Source organism: Brevundimonas sp. FV1ye4L (assembly GCF_058681255.1).
The window spans coordinates 57,044-79,417 of sequence record NZ_CM178734.1; the positions used below are offsets into that span (position 1 = coordinate 57,044).

A 22,374-nucleotide genomic window follows, 5' to 3' on the forward strand; every position below is an offset into this window, starting at 1 on the left:
CCGCTGCCGGCGCATCCTGGATTAATGGAGGCCGCCGCATCGTTAGTGGAAAGGCGCTGAACCTTAAAACAGGTGTGACACTTCCCCTGCAAACGCGGAAAGTCCTACTTCTCCATCGCAATCCAGGCGTCCATGCGCTGGTCCAGCAGCGCCAGCGGCAGCGGGCCCTCCGTCAGAAGCGCGTCGTGGAAGGTGCGGATGTTGAACCTGGAGCCCAGTTCGCGTTCGGCCCGCGCGCGGATCTCGCGCAGGCGGATCTCGCCGATCTTGTAGGCCGTGGCCTGGCCCGGCCAGCCGATGTAGCGCTGAAGCTCAGTCTCGATATTGTGGGGCGCCAGGGCCGAGTTGTCGCGGAAACAGGCGCGGGCCTGTTCCTCGCTCCAGCCCATCCAGTGCAGGCCGGTGTCGGCCACCAGACGACAGGCGCGCCACATCTCGTAGGACAGGCGGCCGAACCGTTCATACGGCGTGCGGTAGAAGCCCATCTCCTCGCCCAGATATTCGGCGTACAGACCCCAGCCCTCGGTGAAGGCGGTCACATTGGCCTGGCGACGGAAATAGGGTTGGCCCTCGGCCTCCTGCTGCAGAGCGATCTGGAGATGGTGGCCCGGCACCGCCTCATGCAGGGTCAGGGCCGGCAATTCGTACAGGGGCCGCTGGTTCAGTTTCGACGTATTGACCACATAATGGCCGGCGACGCCGTTCTGCATCGAGCCGCCGTTGTAACGGCCGGTGGTGTAGTTTTCCTCGATCTGGGGCGGGACCGGCTGCACCTCATAGGGCAGGCGGGGCAGGGTGGCGAACAGGGCGGGCAGGCCGCCGTCCGCGCGTTTCGCCATCTCCGACGCCTTTTCGATCAGGGCCTCGCGGGTGGGGGCGTAGAACTGCGGGTCGGTGCGCAGGAAGGCCAGGAAGCCGGCGAAGTCGCCGGTCCAGCCAGCGGCCTTCATCTCCACATCCATGCGGGCGCGGATCCGGGCGACCTCGGACAGGCCGATCTGGTGGATCTGGTCCGGCGTCAGGTCCGTGGTGGTGTGGCCCCGCACCAGATAGGCGTACATTTCCTTGCCGCCGGGGCGGTTCCCCAGACCCGGTTCGACCGGGGCCTTGGGCAGGTATTCGGCCTCAAGGAAGGTCAGCCAGGCCCGACGCGCCGGGACGATGGCCGAGGCGACGGCCGAAGCGGCCTGGGCGGTCAGCCGGTCCTTATCGGCCTGAGATACAGTCGGGGGCAGGGTGGTCAGAGGCTTCAGCAGAGGCTCGGCGTCGGGCGTGATCGCCACGTCGTTACGCGCATTGGCCAGGGCGCTTTCGGTCACGGATCGGGCCTGGACCATGCCGGTCGCCAGGCCGCGCCGGGCGTTGTCGGTGGTCTGGGCGTAGAGGCCGCCGAAGCCCTGGATGCGCCGGATATAGGCCTCGGCCTCCGCGACCGAGTTCAAGCGCGTGCCGCCCCCGACGTACAGCGCCCAGGTTCCGGGCCCGCCCTCGCTGTCGAAGGCCAGGCGCGAAATGTCGTAGTCCAGACCCTCGATACTGCGGTTGAGGGTGTAGAGCAGAAAGGCGTGGTTGATGCCCGCAGCCTGGGAAAGACCTGCCGGGTCTATGGCCTTGAGCCTATCGACGAAGGCTTGCAGCGGCGCGCGCTGGGCTAGTTCGAACGACCGCGACAGATCCGGGACGCGCGCCATGGCCTCGACGTCGCCCTCGCTGGAGGCGGCCATCGGGTCGACGGATTTCAGATAGGTCTCGTAATCGGCGATCACGGCGTCCAGCGCCCGCTCGGCCGGGTTCGCGGAGACGGCGGCGGGGGGCGTCGCGGGACGCGATTGCGCCCACGCCGCCGCCTGGGGCGTGGCGGCGATGACAGCCGCGACGGCCAGATAATGGAACTTCATGACACCCCTCCGGAACAGAATGCTCAGGCAAGCCGAGCGGGAGGGGGGCGTCAAGCCGCGCGGTTCATTTGCAGGCGACGAAGAAGCGTTCGATGTCGCCCTGCGACTGCGGATGGGCGACGTAGGTCCGCCGCGTTTCACCGTCCCAGACGGCGATCCAGCCTAAGCGGCGGAAGCGTTGGAAGACGGGATCCTTGGTCTTGGCGTCAGCCTGAGCGTAGTGGCCGTCGGTGATGCCGGCGTCTTCCGACACGGCGGCATAGCGTTCGGTGTCGCCGCCGGATTCGAGAAGCAACTGGCGGGACGGCTTTTCCAGCATCGCCGCGAGTTCCAGCGCGCCCGAGCCGGGGGCGCAGCGCAGCTGAAGCTTCACCTCGTCGCTGTTGGCCACGCCATAGGCCAGCCCCGCTTCCTGCGGCTCAAGACTGAGATGCCAGTCGTAGTTCGGCAAGGGCGCCGGCGCCCCAGAGCTCGCTAAAGGCGTCGTGTCAGGCGCGCCGCCTGGCGTGGCGCAGGCGGCGAGGGCCGACAGGGCGAACGCCGACGCCAGGATTTTCGATAAATGCATGAACGGCTTCCCCTATCCCGCACAACGATCCGCGAAGCGGCGCAGCTTGGCAAGATGGGGCCGGTCCACCTTGACGGCGAGGGTCTGGTCGCCGGCCATGACCGTCATGTCGCCCGAGCCGACGAAGGCCGCGAACAGGGGGTGGTCGGTGCGCAAGGTGATTTCCACCCGACCGCCCCGGCCGACACGGGCCTCGCCCGTGGTCGTTACGGCGCCCGAGGTCAGGCGGGCGAAGCCGGATGGGGCGGGGGACCGTCGGCCGTCGGGCGCATAGACCGCGACGTCGACGACGCTGGATCCCGGCGCGCATTGGAGGGTGGCCTTCAGATCAGGGGTGTCGGGCCGTTCGTTGGCGAGAACGATCGGACCGTCGCCCTCGTACAGCGTCCAGGTCCAGGCCGCAGGCGCCTGAGGCCCTGACGCCTGAAGACCAAGCGCCAGCACGGCCGATAGGATGAAGCTCATCGATCAGCCCCCGCTGACGGTCCGGCGCGAAACAGCGCCTCCATCCATTTCGTCAAGCGCGCGACGATCCGCAATAGGTAAGGAAACCTGCGATCATCCGACGCTCGTCGGCGCTGGCGCGCAGGGCGAAGGTTCCGGCGTCGCCCTGAACGTTCAGGACGCCTTGCGAGGCCAGGCCCGTAAGGCTGGCGTCGCGGAGAGCCAGTCGAGTCTCGGTCGCGTCTCCGCCGCTGATGGGATCGATCGGCGTCGGTCCGTGCGAAGCCGCAATCAAGCGCGGCGTGTCCGGCTGGACGTCGCCATAGACCACAGCGGTGGAGTCGCCGGGCGAGCAGGTGACCATCAGGGCCAATTGGTCTGAATTTTCAACGCCATAGGCCAGTTTCGCCATCGCGCCCTCGTGACTGAGATGCCAACCCATGGCCGGGGCTTGAACGGGGGAGGCCACCGGCATTGCCTCGGCTGCGACGGACTCGACCGACTGGGTGCTGGCGGCGAAGGCGACCAGGGCGATGGAGGCGGCGGCGGGGATCAGAACCTTGAACATGTCAGTACTCGCGTCTGACCAGCAAACGCGGTTACACGTTAAGGGTTCACGGCTGCGCTTCAACGAATCCCATCCGTGGCGCCTCAGCATCACAGGCATCAGGTCAGAACGGACTGAAACGCTCCACCAGGCTCTGGGCCGCCGGGGTCGCCTGCATCCGGCTGATGTCGCCGCGACCGCCGTAGGAGATGCGGGCTTCGGCGATCTGGGTGTGGTTGATGGCGTTGGCCGACGAAATGTCTTCCGGCCGAACGATCCCGGCGACGGTCAGTTCGCGGACCTCGCGGTTGGTGCGCACTTCTTGCCGACCCTGGATCACCATATTGCCGTTCGCCAGCACCTCGGTCACTACGGCGGCGACGGTCAGGGAGACCTTTTCCGAGCGGGAGACAGAGCCCGAACCAGAGGCGTTCGTTTCGCCCTCCATGCTGACCATGCTGGCGGGGTCGAACCCGCCGGGGAGGATACGGCCCAGGCTGCTTTCCAGGCCGAACAGGTTGGACACCCCTGCGGAGGAGTCGTTCGAGCGCGCTCGCGTGGTCGAGTTCTGTGTCTGGGCGCTGTCGTCGATGTCGATATTGACGGTCAGGATGTCGCCGACATGGCGCGCGCGCTGGTCGCCGAAGAAGGTGCGGGCGCCGACCCGCCACAGGCTGTTAGCGCTGGCGGGGGTGGCTTCACCCCGCATTCCGGGGCCGGCCATATAGGATTGCTGAACCGGCATCAGGGCGGCGGGATAGCCGATGGGCGCCAGTTGCGGGCCCCGCACGGCCTCGACGGCGGTGGAACAGGCGCCCAGCGAGGCGGCGACGGCGGCGACGATCAGGATATTGCGCATGACGAGGTTTCCCTAGCGGGCGGCGAATTGGTGGGTGTTGGCGCGGGCCATGTCAGCCGCAGGACCAGCGACGGCCTGCCCTGGGCCGGAAGCGACGGCGTCGATTATCCGGTTGGAACTGGTGTTCAGGACCGCCACGGGTTCGCCGATGGCGGCGTTGCGCATGGCCTTGCCCATGACGCTCAGGTTCACGCCGCCGACCTGGTAGGTGACGCGCACCATGTCGTTGCGGGCGATGACCGGCTGGCCCACGGGAGGAGCGGCCGTACGCAGCTGGGAGGCGGCGGGCTGGCTGGCCGTCGCGACCTGCATAGCCTGGACTGGGCCGGAGGACTGTCGAACCGCGATGCGGCGCAGTCCATTGGGATTGTCCCAGCTCAATCCGGCCTGACGCGCCTGGGCCTGGACCTGGCCGGCCTCGAGAACGACCGAGGGGCCGACGCGTTGCGCGACCACGACATCGCCGGCCGCGCCGGCGTTGTCGAAGATGTCGCCCAGGGTGACGCGGCCGTCGTCGTCCACCGGGTTCGATTTCAGCGAGACCGTGCCGGCCCAGGCGGCGCCTGCGAGAGCGCCGCTGAAGGCGACGGCGAGAAGCAGGGTGCGGCGGATCGCGATCATGGCTTAGCCCTTCACCTGAGCGGTCACCGACAGCATTTCGTCGGCGGTCGAGATCACCTTGGAGTTCATCTCGTACGCCCGCTGGGCGATGATCAGCGAGCTGATCTCCGACACGGCGTCGACGTTGGACGCCTCGGTGTAGCCGTGCAGGATGCTGCCGAAGCCGGCGTCGCCCGGCGTGCCGATATTGGCGGCGCCTGATGCGGCGGTCTCCAGCAGCAGATTGTCACCGATGGCTTCAAGCCCCGCCTCGTTGAAGAAGGTGGCCAGTTCGATCTGGCCGACCGTCGTCGGCGCGGTCTGACCGTCCTGGGTCACCTGGACCAGGCCCGACTTGGAGATGGTGACGTCCACCGCATCCTGCGGGATGGTGATGGCCGGCTCCAGCGCATAGCCGTCGTCGGTGACCATCTGGCCTTCCTGGTTGACCTGTAGATTGCCGGCGCGGGTATAGGCGATCTCGCCCGAGGGCAGGGTGATCTGGAAATAGCCCTCGCCGTCGATGGCCATGTCATAGTCGTTTCCGGTCTGGGCCGGCGTGCCCTGTTCGGTCACGCGATAGACGGCCCCGGCCTTGACGCCCGCGCCGATCTGGATGCCGGTCGGGACGACGGTGCCCTGGCTGGACGACTGGGCGCCCATCCGTTCGACGTTCTGGTAGAGCAGATCCTGGAACTCGGCGCGCTGCTTCTTGAAGCCCACCGTGTTCATGTTGGCGATGTTGTTGGAGATGACCTCCACGTTCAGCTGTTGGGCGGCCATGCCCGAGGCTGCGGTTCTGAGCGCGCGCATTGTCCGGCTCTCCCTTAAGCGGCCTTGCCGAGGCGCTCGACGGCGCGACGGCTCAGGTCATTGGTGTTCTCGATCATTCGGGTGATGCTTTCGTAGGCCCGGCTGATCTCGATGAGATTGGTGATTTCGGTCAGCGAATTGACGTTCGACGCCTCGAGCGATCCTTGGTGGATCTGGACGTCGTTGGCCTCGACCGGCTGAGTGTTGGACCCATTGCGATAGAGGCCGTCGCCGCCCTTCTCGAGCACGCCGAGCGTGTCGAAGCGGACGACGGACAGCCGGCCCGTGATCTGCCCGTCCTGGGTGATGGTTCCATCCGCGCCGACCGAAGGCTCGCCCAGCGCCGGGTCGAGCACGATTTCCGCGCCGCCGCCCAGTACGGCCTGCCCCTGTTTGGTGGTCAAACGGCCTTCGGCATCCAGGGTGAAGGCGCCGTCACGAGTGTAGGCCTCGCCGGCTGCGCCGTCGCGGACCGTGAAGAAGGCCCCTTCGCCGGCGATGGCGAAGTCGAGCGGACGGCCGGTCTCGGACATCGAGCCCTGACCGAAGTCGCGGCCCACGCCGTTGTCCAGCACGAAGCTGGCCGAGGGGCGGATGGAGTCGTTGCGGGCGCGCTGGCCCACTTCCGTGCCGACCATCAGCTGTTCGACCTTGAATCCGGTGGTGTTCGCGTTGGCGACGTTGTTGGCCACGATGTCGAGTTCGCGGCGCAGCGTCATCTGACGAGACAATCCGATATAGGCGGCGTTTTCCACGAGAGGCGTGCTCCTTCGCCCATCCGCCTCGCAACGGCCGTGCCAATAGGGTTAATCGAGGCGGAATGCGGGTTTGCGCCCTAAGGGCCTCCCCTTAGCTCGGCAAAATCTGCCGTTTGTAAACGTGGCGTTAACCAAGCCGGGTCGATCTTCCCAGTGAGATTCTCCGGGGCGAGCGCATGTTGAAGTTTGGCAAGAAGAAGGGCGATCCGAACGCTGAAGCCGAAGCGCCCGCTGCGGAAGGCGCCGAGGGCGAAGAGGGCGCGCCCAAGAAAAAGAAGCTGCCGATTCTGTTCATCATCGCCCCGGTCGCCCTGCTGGTGCTGGGGGGAGGCGGCGCTGCGGCCTTCTTCATGATGAAGCCCAAGCCAGCCGCCGAAGCGCCGGCGGAAGGTCACGGCGAGGAAGCCGCGGCGGGGCATGGCGAGGAAAAGGCCGAGGCCGGCGGACATGGCAAGGAAGAGAAGAAGGAAGAGGGCGGGGGGCACGGCGCGCCTGCGGAAGGCGGCGAGCCCGATCCGACCCTGGGCAAGATCGCCGAAGGTCCCGACGGCGTCACCTTCTACACCCTGCCGGACATGGTCATGAACATTCAGTCGCCCGACGGGAAGGCGACCTTCCTGAAACTGAAGCTTACGCTGGAGATGCATGACGCCGAGCTGGCGACCCAGCTTCAGTCCGAACTGCCGCGTCTGCAGGACATGTTCACCGGATTCGTGCGTGAGCTTCGTCCCGAGGATCTGAGCGGTTCGGCCGGCACCTATCAGCTGCGCGCCGAACTGCTGCGCCGCATCAACCTGGTCGCTGCGCCGGGCAAGGTCGACGCCGTGCTGATCGAAGAAATGCTGGTTCAGTAGGCATGACCGACACATCGCTCGAGTCCTTCGGCGGCATGGGTGATCCTGCGGACGCCGTCGCCGAACGCGTCCTGAACCAGGACGAGATCGATAGCCTGCTGGGTTTCGATCTGGGCGATGACGACGGCAGTGAAAGATCCGGCATTCGCGCCATCATCAATTCGGCGCTCGTCTCCTACGAGCGTCTGCCGATGCTCGAGATCGTGTTCGACCGCCTGGTGCGGTTGATGACGACCTCGCTGCGCAACTTCACCTCTGATAACGTCGAGGTGTCGCTGGACAATATCTCGTCGATCCGGTTCGGCGACTATCTGAACTCCATCCCGCTGCCGGCGATCCTGGCGGTGTTTCGGGCCGAGGAACTGGACAACTACGGTCTGCTGACCGTCGATTCCAACCTGATCTATTCGATCGTCGACGTGTTGCTGGGCGGGCGTCGCGGCACGGCGGCCCTGCGGATCGAAGGGCGTCCCTACACCACCATTGAACGGGTGCTGGTGCAGCGGATGGTCGAGGTGGTGCTGAACGACGCCCGCCAGGCGTTCGAGCCTCTGACACCGGTCAGCTTCAACCTGGACCGGCTGGAGACCAATCCGCGGTTCGCGGCGATCGCGCGCCCGGCCAATGCGGCCATTCTGATCAAGCTGCGCATCGACATGGAAGACCGCGGCGGCCGAATCGAGCTTCTTCTGCCCTATGCGACGCTGGAACCGATCCGGAAAATGCTGCTGCAGCAGTTCATGGGCGAGAAATTCGGCCGCGACAACATCTGGGAAGGCCACTTGGCCACCGAGCTCTGGACGACCGAGACCGAGGTGCGCGCCGTGCTGGACGAGCAGATGATGCCCCTGTCCACCGTACTGAACCTGAAGGTCGGCGACACGATGATGCTGAACGCCACGCCGGATTCGGAAGTCTCGATCCGCGCGGGCTCGATTCCGTTGACGACGGGACGCATGGGCCGAAAGGGCCAGCATATTGCGGTGCGTATCGAGGCGCCGGTGAATCCGGAAAGCGCCGCCCGCATAAGAGGAGCCCGCTGATGGCCGGCATGATCATGGATGCGGTGCTGATGCTGCTGCTGGTCGCGGCGGTGGGCTATGGGATCAAGCTGGAACGCAAGCTGGCGACCTTACGCGCGGGCCAGGTCGCCTTCGCCCAGGCGGTGAGCGAGTTGAACACGGCCGCCGGACGAGCCGAGACGGCGCTGGCGACCCTGCGCGCCTCGGGTCAGGAGACGGATCTCCTTCATGACCGCATCATTAAGGCGCGTGAGGTCAAGCAACAGCTGGAGAGCCTGATCGCCCGCGCGCCGGTCTCTGCGCCGGTTGAAGCGCCGGCCCCCGCGCGTGAACGCGACCTGGAGCTGGCGCCGGCCGTCGGCGTCTCGACCGCGCTGGTCAATGACGACGAGGAACGCGCCCGCCGCATGGCGGCGCTCGCCGATCGGATCCAGGGCATGTCCAAGCCTGCTGCGAAAGCCCAAGACGGCGGACGGAGGACGGCGGCGCCGGGCGGGCGCGACAATGTCGCCGCCATCGTCCAGGCCCTGACAGCCGCCGGCTCCGCTAACCACACTGCAAAACAAAGCCTCAACGCCGCGCGTCGTAATCTCGACGACGATCTGTTCGCCGCCTGAGTCCGGAACCCTCGTCCATGGCCCGTATCCCCCGCCTTCTGCCCCTGATCGCCGTCGCCATTGGCGGCGTCGTCGCGGTGCGCGCCATCGGCGTCGCGCCGGGCCTGTTTGAGGGCGCCAAGGCCTGGGCCGAGGAAGCCGCGCCGGCCGCTGCGGGCGCGCCGCCCAAGCCGGCCCTGCCGGGCACCTGCGCCCTGTCGCCGGAGCAGTTGGCCCAGCAGGCGGGCATCTCCCCGGCCGAACTGAAGATCATCCAGTCGCTGTCGGCGCGCCGCACCGAGCTGGACGCCCGCGATCAGGACTTCGCCACCACTCTGCCGCTGATGGTCGCCGCCGAACAGAAGCTCGATGCGAAGGTCAAGGCGCTCGAAGCGCTGAAGGCCGAGATGAAACAGATGCTGGGGCAGGTCGACGAGCGCGAGAAGGCCGAGATCGACCGCCTGGTCCAGGTCTACTCCGCCATGCGACCCAAGGAGGCCGCCCCGGTCCTGGCCACGCTGGAAGATCGTGTCCGCCTGCCGGTCGCCGCCGCTATGCGCCCGCGCACCCTGGCCGCCATTATGGCCCAGATGACGCCGGCCCAGGCTAAGGAACTGACCGAAAAACTGGCCGCCCGCTTCCAGGCTCAGCAGATGGCCGCCCGCGCCGCCGCCGCCGAGGCCGCCACGCCGCCGGCTGTACAGGACGCCCAGAACCCCGCCCCCGGCCAGACGGCCGCCCCGAGCGCTACGCCCGTCGCTGCGCCTGCTGCAGCCCCGGCGCGTCAGACGCCCCGTCCGGCGGCGCGCCGCCCCGCCCGTCCTGCGGCGGCCCCGGCCGCAACGCCCGCCGCTGCGGGGCCGCAGGCCTATCAGCCCTCCGGCGGGGACAACGCCCAGCCGCGTCAGACGGTGCAATAGGTCGCATCCGGACTCACCCCTAGTCCGGCTTAACCGACAAGCTAACCATTCTAGCGGATTATCCTCCTATGCCCCGTCAGAGGGCGAATTCATGGTGGATGGTCCGACATGATCGGCGAATTTCTTTATCTTGCTCACCGCCTGCGGCGGCCCCTGATCATGGGTCTGTTCGGCGCGCTCTACTGGTTCGCGGCCCTGGCCACCCAGATGGTCATAGGCCGCTGATCGGCGGTTTCGGTTGGCATAGGGGCCGGGCGCGGCTATCACCGCGCCTTCCCGATATTCGAGCCGCCGAACGATCATGTCCGACACGCCCCCCGACCGCCTTTCCGTCGATCCGTCCAGCCCCTTCCATGATGCGGACGTGCTGCAACGCGGCGTCGGCATTCGCTTCAAGGGCGAGGAAAAGACCAATGTCGAGGAATATTGCGTCTCTGAGGGCTGGGTGCGGCTTGCGCTGGGCAATCGGGTGGATCGCAAGGGCAAGGCTCTGACCGTCAAATTGCAGGGTCCGGTCGAACCCTATTTCCAGAACGGCTAAGTCTTTCTAGGGTCGCGGCCTTCCCCAGTCCGGAGTCTGCCGATGTCCCTTCGCCTGCTGTCCGTCAGCGCCCTCGCGCTCGGCCTTGTCGCCCTCGCACCGCAGGCTTCGGCCCAGGACGCCGCGACCGTGGAGCGGGCCATCGCGATCCGCGACGCCGCCCTGTCGTCGAACATCGCCCTGGATTACGTCACCCAGCTGACCACCCGTTTCGGCGCGCGGCCGGCCGGTTCGAAGTCCGAGCAGGACGCCGCCGCCTGGGCCGCCGACTATCTGCGCGCGCACGGCTTCCAGAACGTCCGCGTCGAGAAATTCCCGCTGGTCGGCTGGGAGCGGGGCGAAGGCTCCGCCGCGATTGTCGGCAAGAACGCCCAGGCCCTGGTCGCCGCCGCCCTTGGCCATTCGCCCGCCACGCCGAGGGGCGGGGTCGAGGCGGACGTAGTCCGTTTCTCCAGCCTTGAAGACCTTCAGGCGGCGCCCGACGCCGCTGTTCGCGGCAAGATCGTCTATGTCGATCTGGGCCAGATGCACCCCATGCAGGACGGTTCGGGCTATGGGCCCCAGACCGGCGTGCGCGGCGCCGGTCCGGGCGTGGCGGCGGCCAAGGGCGCGGCGGCCTTCGTCATGCGGTCGGTCGGCTCGGACGAGGACCGCATGCCCCACACCGGGACGACCCGCTATGTCGACGGCAAGCCCACCATTCCGTCCTTCGCCCTGTCCGCGCCGGACGCCGACCAGGTCAGCCGTCTGATCGCCCTGGGCGAGCCGATGCGGATGCGCCTGACCTCGACCGCCCACACCTATGAGACCCACAGCCAGAATGTGATCGGCGACCTGCCCGGCGCGACTCGGCCGGACGAGATCATCGTTCTGGGCTCCCATATGGACAGCTGGGATCTGGGCACCGGCGCCATCGACGACGGCGCGGGCGGCGCCATCACGGTCGCAGCGGCCAAGGTTATCGCCGACAGCGGCCGCCGTCCCGCCCGCACCATCCGGGTCATCTTCTACGGCTCCGAAGAAGTGGCCCAGCCGACGCCTGAGACCGGCAACGGCGGCGGGGTCTACGCCCGCAGCCTGGGCGCGGCGGCGGAAAAGCACATCATCGCCGGCGAAAGCGATTTCGGCGCCGACCGGGTCTACGCCCTGCGACTGCCGGCCGGCGCACAGGGGTCGGAATTCCAGAAGGCGGCTGATCGGGTTCTGTATCCGATTGGCGTTCTGGCGTCGGACCGGATCGAGACCTTTGGGGGCGTCGATGTCGGCCCCCTGGGCCCGCTCGGCGTGCCGTTCTTCGGCCTGGCCCAGGACGGAACCCGCTATTTCGACCTGCACCACACCGCCAACGACACTCTGGACAAGATCGATCCGGCCCAATTGACCCAGAATGTCGCCGCCTGGGCGGGGCTGGTCTGGCTGATTGCCGACTCCGACGTCGACTTCCGCGCCATGCGGTCCACCACTTCGACCGCCCCCGCGCGTTGAGCCGCTTGGCCCCGCGGGTCGGTTCTGGCTATAGAGCCGGACCGGCTCGCGGGCGTGGCGAAACTGGTAGACGCAGCAGACTTAAAATCTGCCGGACGAAAGTCCTTGCCGGTTCGATCCCGGCCGCCCGCACCAGGCTTGTTCTGCAACTAAAGATACGGCTCGAATCGCCGCTCTCTAGAACCGCGTTGTTTCTTCAGCGAGTCCTTCGGTTTTTCGTACGACTGTTTTCTGAACGTCACTGTTGAGCCGTAAAGCCCCATCCAGCGGGGGGCGAATGGCGGTTCAGGATCCAGGGGCAGAAGGCGTATTGGCGAAGAACGCCCCGCGGCTGCGCGCCTTCGTCAGAAGCCGCGTCCGTAACGACGCTGATGCCGACGACATCAGCCAGGAGGCCTACGCCCGCGTCCTGGCGCGCTCTCGCGGCGCGCCGCTGAAGGACCCTGTGGCCTACGCCTTTCGCGTCGCGCTCAATCTGCTCAGCGACAAGGGGCGGTCGGGCGCGCGAGGCGGCGAAGAGGAAATCGCCGACGACATGGCCTCGGCCGATCCCTCTCCGTTCGAGGTTCTGGACATGAAGCAGAGAGCCGACCTGTACGCCCGAGCCTTGCGGGCCATGCCGCGTCTCAGGCGCGAGGTCTTTGTCCTCCGCCAATCCACCGACTTGAGTTATGGGCAGATCGCCGACCGCCTCGGCATCTCCGTCGAGGCCGCACAAAAACACTTCAGCAGGGCGGTCATTGACGTGCGTCGCGCTATGGATACGGAGCGCGCCTGATGAGAGATGGATTGCGCGAAACCGAGGAACAGGCCGCGCTGTGGGCGGACCGTCTTAGACGTGGCCCGCTTGATGCGGATGAAGCTCGTCGTCTCGACGACTGGCTTGCCGCCGGGCCGGAACGCCTTGAAATGCTGGATCTGCATGGGAGGGTGCTGGCCGACCCCGCCCTGGCGGCTGCGATGCGGATGGTGGCCTTTGACGGCTTGCGACCAACCCGCAAGGTCTGGCGACCAATGGCTCGGCCGGCCTGGGCGGCGACGGGGTTAGGCGCGGTCGCTGCTGCGGCGATCGTCGCCGTGCTCGTCTGGCCTTCGGAGAAGGGCTTTGTCCACGAGACGCTTGCGGCGACGGCGGGCCAAACGGTTCAGGCGTCCCTTGAGGACGGGTCTTCGGTGCAACTGAACGGCGACAGCACTGTGCGAACGGCTTTCGGCGCCGGCCGTCGCGAAGTCTATCTGAAGGGCGAAGGCTTCTTTTCGGTCGCCAAGGATGCGAAGCGGCCCTTCTCGGTCATTACGGCGACACACCGGATCACCGCCCTCGGCACGCGCTTCAATGTCGACGAACGCAGCGGCGGGGCGGTCGAGGTCAGCGTGCTGGAGGGGAGGGTCGAGGTTGCGGCGTTGAAACACCCAGATCAGCGCAGGGTGCTGAGCGCCGGCGGGCGTCTGCTGGCGCAGCAGGATGGGCTGAGGGCCGTCGCCGTCGCTCGCCTTGATCCGGCGGCCACAAAGCCGGACTGGACCCAGGGGTGGATAGACGCCGAAGACATGACCTTGTCGGATTTGCTGGTGGAGCTCAGGCGACAGTCGCCGGGATTCCGCGCGGATTTCGCCGATCCTGACCTGAGCAAACGCCGCATCAGCGGTCGGTTCGAGACCGCCCAGCCTGAAAAAGTGCTGACGGTGGTTGCGGAGACGCAGGGGCTGACGCTGCGCAAGGACGCCTCCGGCCGTCTTCTGATCGACCGGTGAGCCGAGCGTGAAACCGGGGCGGGCATCTGTTCTGGGCGCAGCGGTGCTGGCGGGCTTGGCGGTTTGGGCCACGAGCGCGACGGCGGAGCCTTTGTCTGGCGGGGTGCGGCGATTCCAGATCTCGGCCGGTCCGCTGGCGGAGGCGCTGCGCGACCTGTCGCGGCAGTCGGGGGTGGCGGTCATCGCCGACGCCGACCTGGTGCGCGGTCGCACAGCCCGCGACGTCCGGGGGCGAACGACGGCGCGGGCCGCCCTGGCCGGTCTGCTGGCCGGCAATCCCGACCTGCGCAGTCGCATGGTGGGCGACACCCTGATCGTCGAGCGCGCCGCGCCGACGTCGGATTCGCCGCCGCCTTCGGCCGAGCTGGAGGAGGTCGTGGTACTGGGCCGCCCGGGGGCGATCCAGGAGGCGCTGGAGATCAAGCGCGACTATGACGGCGTCAGCGATGTGGTCAGCGCCGACGACCAGGGCCTGCTGCCGACCAGCAATATCGCTGAGAGCCTGGCGCGGCTGCCGGGCGTCAACGCCGTTCGCAACCACCAGACCGGGGAAGGCGACCGCCTGACGGTCCGGGGCATGTCGACCGAGTGGAACGCCTACCGGATCAACGGCGTGCGGTTGGGCGGCGCGGGGTCGCGGGCGGACAAATTCTATCGCGGCGTCCGCCTCAGCTATCTGCCGCCTGAGGGCGTACAGAGCCTGATCGTCCGCAAAACCCTGACGCCCGATCTTGACGGGGACGCCCTGGGCGGGCTGATCGATATTCAGACTCCGACGGCGTTTGACGCCGCGCAAGACTATGTGCGTCTGTCGGCGGAGACCGGTTGGCTGATGCGGTTCGATCAGCCAGGATCGGAAAAGCTGGCCGTGGCGGTGTCGCATCGCTTCTCGGATCGATTGGGCCTGTTCCTCGCCGCCAACTGGAGCGATGCGCGATCCAAGTTCGAGATGGTCGGCGGCGACAGCGACGACCTGCCGCCGGTCTGGTACGAAACTACCTATTCGACGGGGTGGGACTTCGACAGTTTCGTCATGCGCGGCATGGAGTTGGCCGTCGGCGAAACCCAGGTCCGACGCCTCGGCTTCAACGGCAGTCTGGACTGGCGTGGCGCCCAAAACGACCTGCACCTTCGTGTCCAGTACAATCGCTATGAAGGTGACGAGTACCGGAACCGTCTGAATTTCCGCAACGACGGCCTGGCGGGGACGGAGCGTCTGGTCCAGGTGGACAGCGGCTTGGCTGATCTGGCCCAACCGGACGAGATGGTGGTCGAGTCCGATCCCGAACTGGGCCGCATCTACGGCTATACGACAGCTCAGGTGAAGGACGCTGACGGGGACGGGCGGATCACTGACGCGGATCGCGCCGTCCGCTCGATCTACAGTCTGGCCGGCGCGTCGGGCGTGTGGGATCCGATGGGGTTCCGGCTCCGGCGGTTCTGGGAGGCGACGCAGGAATCCGGCCTGCTTTCGTCCGTCACCTTGGGCGGGCGAAGCTGGGGCGGTCCCTGGCGGATCGACTATGATCTCTCCCTGTCCCGATCACAGGACGATCTAGACAACGGCTCGACCTTGGAATTCAGGACCGACGCCGTCGAATGGCTGGGCAACCGCGGCGTCGAGGTGATCGAGACCGGCGACCCGCGTTTTCGGCTGTGGGGGCTAAATCCTGCGGGGCTGGCTGCAGTGCAGGATCCCGCCGCCTACGACTTCAGAAACCTGACCAACGGCTGGGAACAGACTTCGGAAAACCTGGCGCAGGCGCAGTTTGACCTCGCCTACGCCACGGGCGGCGGACTGCTGGAATCGGTCAAGCTAGGCGGGCGCTACATGTATTCGGATCGCCGCAGCGCCGCCGGCGCGCGTCCCGATCTGATCGGCCCCGAGACAATGGCCGACCTTCAGGGGCTGTTCGGCGCGACGGTGACCGACCTGTTCGACGGCCGCTACACCGGCGACCATCAGCTCGGCGTCGTGCTGGACAGTCGGCGAATGCTGGCGGAGATCGAACGCTCCTATCGCGGCGACAGCCCCTATTTCATTGTCGATCCCGAGTTCGAGGCGGACGAGGAACCCGAGAATTTCCGACTGAAGGAACAGGTGGCGGCCGGCTATGTGATGGCGACGGGCCGTTGGGCCGACACTGAACTCACGGGCGGGGTGCGGGTCGAGCACACCCGCTCGAACGTGGGATTCCCGGTTCTCGACGCGATCCGCGGCGACGGACGGGCCCATCGCCGCAACAGCTTCGTCAATGTCCTGCCGTCGTTCCATCTGCGACGCGCCCTGGGCGCCGAGGCCGTGCTTCGCGCCGCCGTCTGGACCAGTTTCGCCCGCCCGGACATCGCCCGCATGACCACGGCGCGGCAGTATGTCTATGATCAGGACCCCGACGACGACGGCGAGACCAATCCCAAGACCGACTGGGTGCTGCTAGAGGTTCGCGAGGGCAATCCCGATCTACAGCCGATGGAGGCGATCGGCTACGACCTCTCAATTGAACATTACGGACGATCGACGGCCTGGTCGGCGGCCCTGTTCCACAAGGACATCCGCAACTTCCTCTACAGGGCCTCGACCAGTTCGATCCGGGATGGCGGCCTGGAGGATCGGGGCGATGAAGACGGAGTACCGGTTCGGGCCTATGTCAACGGACGACGGGCGCGGATCAGCGGGGTCGAACTGGCGATGCGTCACGGGTTCGATTGGGCCCCGGCGCCGCTGGACGGGCTTGGTGTAACGGCCAATCTGACCTGGCAGGTCAGTCACGCCGACGCCAATATCTCCTGGCGCGCGGGCGACGTGCTTCCGTTTACGGAAACCCCGGAGACCTTGGCCGCCGTCGAGCTGTTCTGGCAGGGCGGCGGCTGGGAGGCGGCGGTTGGCTGGAGCCGCCAGGCCGGCTTCCTTGAGGGCATGGATAGTTTCGCCAACGACCCTTACGAGCGGCCCTACAGTTTCGTGGACGTCAGCTTGCGCAGGCGGCTGGGCGGCGATGGTCTGGCGTCAATCCAGATACGTAATCTCCTGAACAGCCATACCTATTGGTACACCTTTGGCTCGGGTTCTGAGAACTTGCGCGAGTATATCCGCACCGGGCCGACCGTGACGCTGGCGATCAGCCGCAGCTTCTGACGATCTCACAAATGCGAGCCTCGAGTCGCAGCAACGATGGGCTTCCGCGACGTCAATATGGCCACCAATCCAGTCAGTAAAATTGCCTATGATCTCATTATAAGGTCCGAAGGGTAGTTCGTCGTATTTAAGTGAACAAGCTAAAGATCGCAGGTGACGAATAGACGTTACAGAACGATCTGCATGCTGGTTCGAATATTCATCTAATAAATACGGGAAGAGTCGCCTTGAAATTTCTCTATCTCAGCGTTGCGCTGGCGCCCTTGTTAATCGCTACCCCCTCGTTCGCCCAAACTGAACAGGCTACGGCGCGCCAGACGGCCTGGGAGGCCAGTCGCACTAGGGCGAATGACGACCTCGTCGTCACCGGCGTCGCCAAGGCGCGGGACCGTCTGGACAGCGCCACTTCCACCAGTTCCATTGATGACGTTGATGTGCTGCGGATCGGCAATACCTCGATTAACGCCATCTTCCGCACCATTCCGGGCATCCGGGCCGAGGCCGGCTCGGGCGAGACGCTTGGCAACTACACGATTCGTGGGCTGCCGATGGTAAGCACCGGCGCCAAGTACCTGCAGTTCCAGGAAGATGGTCTGCCGGTGCTTCAGCTTGGCGATATTGTGGCCTTCACGCCCGACCATTTCATGCGCTTCGACTTCAATGTCGCCCAGATCGAGTCGATCCGCGGCGGCTCGGCCTCGACCTTCGCCTCCAACGCACCCGGCGGGGTGATCAACCTGATCTCGAACACGGGTGAAGTCGAGGGCGGGTCGGTGCAGGTCTCGACCGGTCTGGACTATGACAGCCAGCGCGTGGACTTCAGCTACGGCGGACACCTATCCGACACCCTGCGCTTCCACGTCGGGGGCTTCTACCGCGAAGGCGAGGGGGTTCGTGACATCGGCTTTGAAGGCCATCGCGGCGGGCAACTTCGCTTCAATGTGACCAAGGACTTTGACGGCGGCTTCTTCCGCCTCGAGGGCAAATTGCTCGATGACCGCGTGCCCGTCTACCAGTCCGTTCCAATCGCGGTGAGCGGCACAAATGACGATCCATCCTATGGCGATCTCCCGGGATTTTCGATCCGAGAGGGCAGTCTCACGTCGCGGAACATCGGCGTCATTCCCTACATGACCCCCGACGGGACTGTGGCTGAGACCGATATTCAAGACGGCAGCCATGCTCTGGTCCGGTCCATCGGCTTCCAGACCCGCTTCAATCTTGGCGGTTGGACGATCTCCGAACATATGCGGTACTCGGATCAGTCGGGTGACCAGTTCTTCAACTTCCCGGTCGGGCTGGCCCCTGCAGCGTCCCTCCCGCTGGCCTTCGGCGGCCGGTCTGGAACGATCGCCTATGCCTCGGGCCCGCAGCGTGGGCAGGCGATCTCCGATCCTGCGAGCCTGAATGGAAATGGCCTCATCGCCATCGCCAGTCTGGTCAACAGCCAGGTCGACAGCCTCAACAACTTTGCCAATGACCTGCGCGCGAGCCGCGTATGGGCCGTCGGCGGCGGCGACCTGACCACCACCCTCGGCGTCTATAACGCCACCCAGGACATCGGCTTCGATCGCCAGCAGATCACGGCCTTCCAGGACGTTGTCGATGGTGGGAACTCGGCGCTGGTGGACATCATCAATACCGACGGCACTCGTCGTACTCAGGATGGCGTCTATAGCTGGGCCAGCAACGCCCGGACCGATGTGGAGTACCGTATTCTGGCGCCCTACGCCTCGCTCAACTACCGCATCGGGCGACTGGCGCTGGGGGGGTCCGTGCGGCTCGAGACGGGTGAAGTGCGTGGCGAGACCTTCGGCAATACACCGACCTCGTCCCGGGCGATCGATATCAACGGCGACGGCGTGCTTTCTGAGGCCGAGCTCACCTTTGGCCAGACGTCGAGCCGTATTCCGGTCAACTATGACTACGACTACACCTCATACTCGATCAGCGCGAACTACCGGCTGTCTCAGAGCTACTCGACCTTCGCTCGCTACAGCAGCGGCGGCCGAGCGGCCGGCGAGCGCATTCTGCGCACGACTGCGATCAATCCGGTGTCGGGCGGTCTGACCAACACGGACATCTCCTACGACCCGGTCGACCAAGCCGAGGTCGGCGTAAAGTTCCGCACCCCAGGTCTCTTTGCGAACCTGACCGGTTTCTGGGCCGAAGTCGGCGAGACCAATCAACAACTGCGGCCGGACGCCAACGGTCAGACGACGTTCTTCCTTGTCACCCAGGGCTATGAGGCGATCGGCGCCGAATTTGAAGGCGGGATCCAGCGCGGCCCCTTCAGCCTGACGGGCAGCGTGACCCTAACCAGCGCCGAGATCACCGAAGCGGCGGACCCCGCCCTGATCGGAAATACGCCGCGTCGTCAGGCGGACATGATCTTCGCCATGATGCCGCAGTACGAGACGAACCTGTTCACGGTCGGCGCCAGCCTCGTCGGCACGACCGAGAGCTTCTCTCAGGACGTCAACCAACTGATCATGCCGGGCTACACCACGGTGAATGCTTTTATGGAGGTGCGGCCCATGGAGCGGGTCGTGGTGTCCCTCTATGCGACCAACTTGCTGGATGAGATCGCGCTCACGGAGGTCGCCGCGCCAACCTTGCCGGCTACCGGCGTTGCGCTAGGCCGCACCTTGCCGGGCCGGACGGTCACGGCAGCCGTGCGCTTCTACTTCTGATCGAGCCCAGGCTCACCGGAGGTTCGAGGGCGGGGTCGTAAGGCCCCGCCCTTCGACACGTTCCAGCCTGGGGCGGCGCTAGGCCTCGCTGATGTCCTGCGGCATGCGCACCCGACCCGCAAAACGACGGCGGAAAGCGCCGCCGACCCGTGAAATCGATACGTCGTACCAGCCGCCAGGCTGCACCGGCACGCGCAGATGGGGACGTTCGCCGGCGCGGACTCTCGAACGTCGCGCCGCTCGCCCGCCGGTCTCGTCGATGACGCAGAACCAAGCGGTCTCTGCACTTGTCAGGCCCAGGATCAGACCCAGGCCCCGGCGCGCCGGAACCAGCTTGGCCGAAGTCGCGCCGTCGTCAGCCGAGCGACCGGCGAAGCGCCTGTACAGGCCGTCGGGCGCGACGATGTGAAGATCATAGGGGTCGGCCGGCCAGTTCAGCGACAGCGCCTTGCCGGCCTTCAGGCGATAGCGATGCGCCGGGGGCGAAACCGCGAGGCCGTCGTATAGGTGGAAAACCGCCTCGTCCGGCCCGTCATTGCGGATATCCAGTATCAAAAGACCCTGGTCGAAATCGAGCCGGTCCTGGATCGCGAGGGGGAGGGGCGGCGTCGGCGACCGGCCGCCGCAAGACAGGAACGGGCCTTCGATGGAAAACGCCGCCTGAATGTCCCGGCCTTGGAACATCCGCGTCACTGCGCCGCCTCCAGGCCGCAGGCCGACAGCGTGCGTCGCAGGTCTTGGGGCCGGTCGGTCTGAATCACGTTGGCGTCCAAGCCGAGCAGAGCCTCCAGCCGGGCGCAGACATCGGGCGCGCCTGAGACGACGGCGGTATCGACATCGCCCAGGCTGTTGACCCAGACGCGTGCAGGCAGGGCCCGAATGTCCGCCCTCAACTGCGGCGCCAGCGACTCCGGATCGCCGTGGACCACCACCGGCGCCAGACGACGCATGGCGGCCGTCAGGCCGTCCGGACGGCTGATGCGCGGCATCGCCATGGCCTTCGGCGCCAACCGCCGCACCTGCGCCAGCACTTCGCTGTCGGAGTCGAAGAACAGGACCTGGTCCGTCATGCCCAGCCCCTCGACCACAGCGACAATGGGGGCGACGCGGTCCGTCTTGAGGTCCAGATCCACCAGCACGCGTCCGCAGGCGGTGCGCAGCGCCTCGACCAGGGTCGGCGGCGGCTCCGAACTGTCTTCCAGCCGCAGCGCCCGCACCTGGGCGTAGGTCAGGCTTTCGGCCTCGCCGACGCCGCCGGTGGTGCGGGTCACGGTCTGGTCGTGCATCAGGAAGGGGACGCCGTCGGCCGAAACCTTGACGTCGATCTCGATGATGTCCGCGCCGGCCCGCACGGCTTCGTCGATGGCGGCCAGCGAGTTCTCGGGCGCCTCGAGATGGCCGGCCCGATGCGCGGCAATCAGCAGGGCGCCGCGCGGCTTCGCCAGCTCGGCCTGAAGGCGCGACATGACGGCGGTTTCCCCGCAGACCGGATCGGCCAGGGCCGGCGTCCCCGCCAGCCCCGCCGCCCATGCCGCGAGCAGCCCGACGATCGCGGTGCGCGCGATCACTACTGGTCCTCGCGCCGCAGGATCAGCTCCGGCGTCGCCGGCTTCAGATCGGTCAGACGCGCCGGACCCGCTCCGGCCTTGTCCAACTGGAAGCCGTCGTACAAGGCGCCGTCCATGGTGAAGGCCCGCACCGTCAGTCGGGCCGAAGAGACCTCGACCTGCTGGAACACCTGCACGCCGCTGGCCTTGCGCTCCGTCCAGTTCAAGTCGCCCAGCGGATACTGCTTCGGCCCGACGTTGGAGACCATATAGACCGGGCCCTGATCGTGGGGGCGGCCGCGGCCATAGGTGTGGTCATGGCCGGCCAGAACCAGGTCGACGTGATAGCGGTCGAACAGGGGTTGCAGCACGGCGCGCAGTTCCTCGCCGCTGCGGCCCCGGGCGGTGGAATAGAGGGGGTAGTGCAGGAAGACGACCGTCCAGCGCGACGGGTTGTCGGCCAGTTGCCGCTCCAGCCAGGCCACCTGATCCTGTGCCGCCTGCGGGTCTTCGTCGATCATGTCGGCGTCGAGCGAGATGATGCGCACGCCCTGATAATCGACCCGATACACGGTTTCGGTCAGCGTGTCGGACGGGCCGTTCTCGGGCAGGGTGAACTGGAGCCGCCACTGGGGCGCCAGCAGCTGCGGGGTCGAGCCCTGGGGCTTCATGTATTCGTGGTTGCCTGGGGTCATCAGCGACGGGGTCTCCGCCAGCCGGTGGGAATCCATGTCGAACCACTCGCCCCATTCCGCGTCATTGTCGGCCCGGTTGATCAGGTCGCCGGCGAACAGCATGAAGGCCGCGTCCGGGGTCTGGCGCAGGGCGCGGCGCACGGCCAGGCCGCCCATGGAGCGGATGTCGTTCTGGACGTCGCCCATATAGAGGAAGGTGAAGGGGCGAACCTCGGCGGCGGCGGTCTTCACCTGGCGCCACGGCGACCAGGCTCCCTCCTTGCCCACGCGATAGACGTACTGGGTGTCGGGGGTCAGGCCGGTCAGCCGCGCGCTGTAATAGTCAGCGGCGACGTTCTGCTCGTCCCGCGTCGTGAAGGCGGCGGATGTGCGCTGTGCGGGGAGGCGAACGGCCTGGGCCGGATAGGCCGGCCCCGGCGTCAGGGTCGCATATTCGATGAAGCCGTCGCCCGCGCCCGCTTCGGCGCGCCAGTTGAAGGCCAGGCTGGTCGACGGCGTCTCGGTCAGATTGACGATGACGCGTTCGGGCAGGGAAGCCGTCTGGGCTTGCGTCTGGGCTTGCGTCGGGGCGGTCTGGATGGCGGCGAAGGCCAGGACGCTGCAGGACAGGGTCGCGGCGAGGCGCAGGGACAGGCGCATGGAG

Annotated in this window: 21 protein-coding genes and 1 tRNA gene; 11 read left to right on the forward strand and 11 right to left on the reverse strand. The window is 66.6% G+C overall.

Annotation, left to right across the window (positions count from 1 at the left end):
- Positions 1-104: 104 nt before the first annotated feature.
- The 8 genes from ACW17X_RS00230 to flgF all read right to left on the reverse strand — a co-directional run bounded on the left by ACW17X_RS00230 (position 105) and on the right by flgF (position 6,484).
- Entirely contained in the window at positions 105-1,898 is a 1,794-nt protein-coding gene (locus ACW17X_RS00230) for a DUF885 domain-containing protein (RefSeq protein WP_492098884.1), read from the reverse strand.
- A 64-nt stretch (positions 1,899-1,962) separates the two neighbouring features.
- Positions 1,963-2,466, reverse strand: coding sequence for a hypothetical protein (locus tag ACW17X_RS00235; RefSeq protein WP_492098885.1), 504 nt, complete (start codon positions 2,464-2,466; stop codon positions 1,963-1,965).
- A gap of 12 nt (positions 2,467-2,478) precedes the next feature.
- Entirely contained in the window at positions 2,479-2,931 is a 453-nt protein-coding gene (locus ACW17X_RS00240) for a hypothetical protein (protein ID WP_492098886.1), read from the reverse strand.
- Between the two features lie 52 nt (positions 2,932-2,983).
- Positions 2,984-3,478: a hypothetical protein gene (locus ACW17X_RS00245; RefSeq protein ID WP_492098887.1), complete on the reverse strand. Its 495-nt coding sequence runs from the start codon at positions 3,476-3,478 to the stop codon at positions 2,984-2,986.
- A gap of 103 nt (positions 3,479-3,581) precedes the next feature.
- On the reverse strand, positions 3,582-4,316 hold the full coding sequence (gene flgH / locus ACW17X_RS00250) for a flagellar basal body L-ring protein FlgH (protein WP_492098888.1): 735 nt from the start codon (positions 4,314-4,316) through the stop codon (positions 3,582-3,584).
- A 12-nt stretch (positions 4,317-4,328) separates the two neighbouring features.
- Entirely contained in the window at positions 4,329-4,937 is a 609-nt protein-coding gene (locus ACW17X_RS00255) for a flagella basal body P-ring formation protein FlgA (protein ID WP_492098889.1), read from the reverse strand.
- Between the two features lie 3 nt (positions 4,938-4,940).
- Positions 4,941-5,729, reverse strand: a complete 789-nt coding sequence (gene flgG / locus ACW17X_RS00260; RefSeq protein ID WP_492087529.1) for a flagellar basal-body rod protein FlgG — start codon at positions 5,727-5,729, stop codon at positions 4,941-4,943.
- A 14-nt stretch (positions 5,730-5,743) separates the two neighbouring features.
- Complete coding sequence (gene flgF / locus ACW17X_RS00265; RefSeq protein ID WP_492098890.1) at positions 5,744-6,484, reverse strand: flagellar basal-body rod protein FlgF; 741 nt, start codon at positions 6,482-6,484, stop codon at positions 5,744-5,746.
- Between the two features lie 179 nt (positions 6,485-6,663).
- Here flgF and ACW17X_RS00270 point away from each other — a divergent pair, with 179 nt between their 5' ends.
- The 11 genes from ACW17X_RS00270 to ACW17X_RS00320 all read left to right on the forward strand — a co-directional run bounded on the left by ACW17X_RS00270 (position 6,664) and on the right by ACW17X_RS00320 (position 19,489).
- Positions 6,664-7,341, forward strand: a complete 678-nt coding sequence (locus ACW17X_RS00270; protein ID WP_492087527.1) for a flagellar basal body-associated FliL family protein — start codon at positions 6,664-6,666, stop codon at positions 7,339-7,341.
- Between the two features lie 2 nt (positions 7,342-7,343).
- Positions 7,344-8,384: a flagellar motor switch protein FliM gene (fliM, locus tag ACW17X_RS00275; protein WP_492098891.1), complete on the forward strand. Its 1,041-nt coding sequence runs from the start codon at positions 7,344-7,346 to the stop codon at positions 8,382-8,384.
- Positions 8,384-8,980: a DUF6468 domain-containing protein gene (locus ACW17X_RS00280; RefSeq protein WP_492098892.1), complete on the forward strand. Its 597-nt coding sequence runs from the start codon at positions 8,384-8,386 to the stop codon at positions 8,978-8,980. Before fliM ends, ACW17X_RS00280 begins: the two co-directional genes overlap by 1 nt.
- A gap of 17 nt (positions 8,981-8,997) precedes the next feature.
- Positions 8,998-9,879, forward strand: a complete 882-nt coding sequence (locus tag ACW17X_RS00285) for a MotE family protein (protein ID WP_492098893.1) — start codon at positions 8,998-9,000, stop codon at positions 9,877-9,879.
- 301 nt (positions 9,880-10,180) lie between these two features.
- Positions 10,181-10,420, forward strand: coding sequence for a DUF3297 family protein (locus tag ACW17X_RS00290; protein WP_492026161.1), 240 nt, complete (start codon positions 10,181-10,183; stop codon positions 10,418-10,420).
- Between the two features lie 42 nt (positions 10,421-10,462).
- Complete coding sequence (locus ACW17X_RS00295) at positions 10,463-11,905, forward strand: M20/M25/M40 family metallo-hydrolase (RefSeq protein WP_492098894.1); 1,443 nt, start codon at positions 10,463-10,465, stop codon at positions 11,903-11,905.
- Positions 11,906-11,953: 48 nt separating this feature from the next.
- Positions 11,954-12,040 (forward strand) — tRNA-Leu (locus tag ACW17X_RS00300).
- A 175-nt stretch (positions 12,041-12,215) separates the two neighbouring features.
- Positions 12,216-12,683 carry an RNA polymerase sigma factor gene (locus tag ACW17X_RS00305; RefSeq protein WP_492098895.1) on the forward strand — a complete coding sequence of 156 codons (468 nt, stop codon included), beginning with the start codon at positions 12,216-12,218 and terminating at the stop codon, positions 12,681-12,683.
- Entirely contained in the window at positions 12,683-13,660 is a 978-nt protein-coding gene (locus ACW17X_RS00310) for a FecR family protein (protein ID WP_492098896.1), read from the forward strand. Before ACW17X_RS00305 ends, ACW17X_RS00310 begins: the two co-directional genes overlap by 1 nt.
- Before the next feature lie 7 nt (positions 13,661-13,667).
- Entirely contained in the window at positions 13,668-16,796 is a 3,129-nt protein-coding gene (locus ACW17X_RS00315) for a TonB-dependent receptor (protein ID WP_492098897.1), read from the forward strand.
- A gap of 227 nt (positions 16,797-17,023) precedes the next feature.
- A complete protein-coding gene (locus tag ACW17X_RS00320; protein WP_492098898.1) occupies positions 17,024-19,489 on the forward strand; it encodes a TonB-dependent receptor in 2,466 nt (821 codons plus the stop codon).
- 78 nt (positions 19,490-19,567) lie between these two features.
- Here ACW17X_RS00320 and ACW17X_RS00325 read toward each other — a convergent pair whose 3' ends face one another.
- The 3 genes from ACW17X_RS00325 to ACW17X_RS00335 are packed head-to-tail and all read right to left on the reverse strand — an operon-like array spanning position 19,568 to position 22,370.
- Positions 19,568-20,173 carry a phospholipase domain-containing protein gene (locus tag ACW17X_RS00325; protein ID WP_492100416.1) on the reverse strand — a complete coding sequence of 202 codons (606 nt, stop codon included), beginning with the start codon at positions 20,171-20,173 and terminating at the stop codon, positions 19,568-19,570.
- A 5-nt stretch (positions 20,174-20,178) separates the two neighbouring features.
- Positions 20,179-21,057 (reverse strand): glycerophosphodiester phosphodiesterase family protein, encoded by an 879-nt coding sequence (locus ACW17X_RS00330; RefSeq protein ID WP_492098899.1) that lies wholly within the window; start codon positions 21,055-21,057, stop codon positions 20,179-20,181.
- Positions 21,057-22,370: a purple acid phosphatase family protein gene (locus ACW17X_RS00335; RefSeq protein ID WP_492098900.1), complete on the reverse strand. Its 1,314-nt coding sequence runs from the start codon at positions 22,368-22,370 to the stop codon at positions 21,057-21,059. The genes ACW17X_RS00330 and ACW17X_RS00335 overlap by 1 nt, the downstream gene beginning before the upstream one ends.
- Positions 22,371-22,374: the final 4 nt, after the last annotated feature.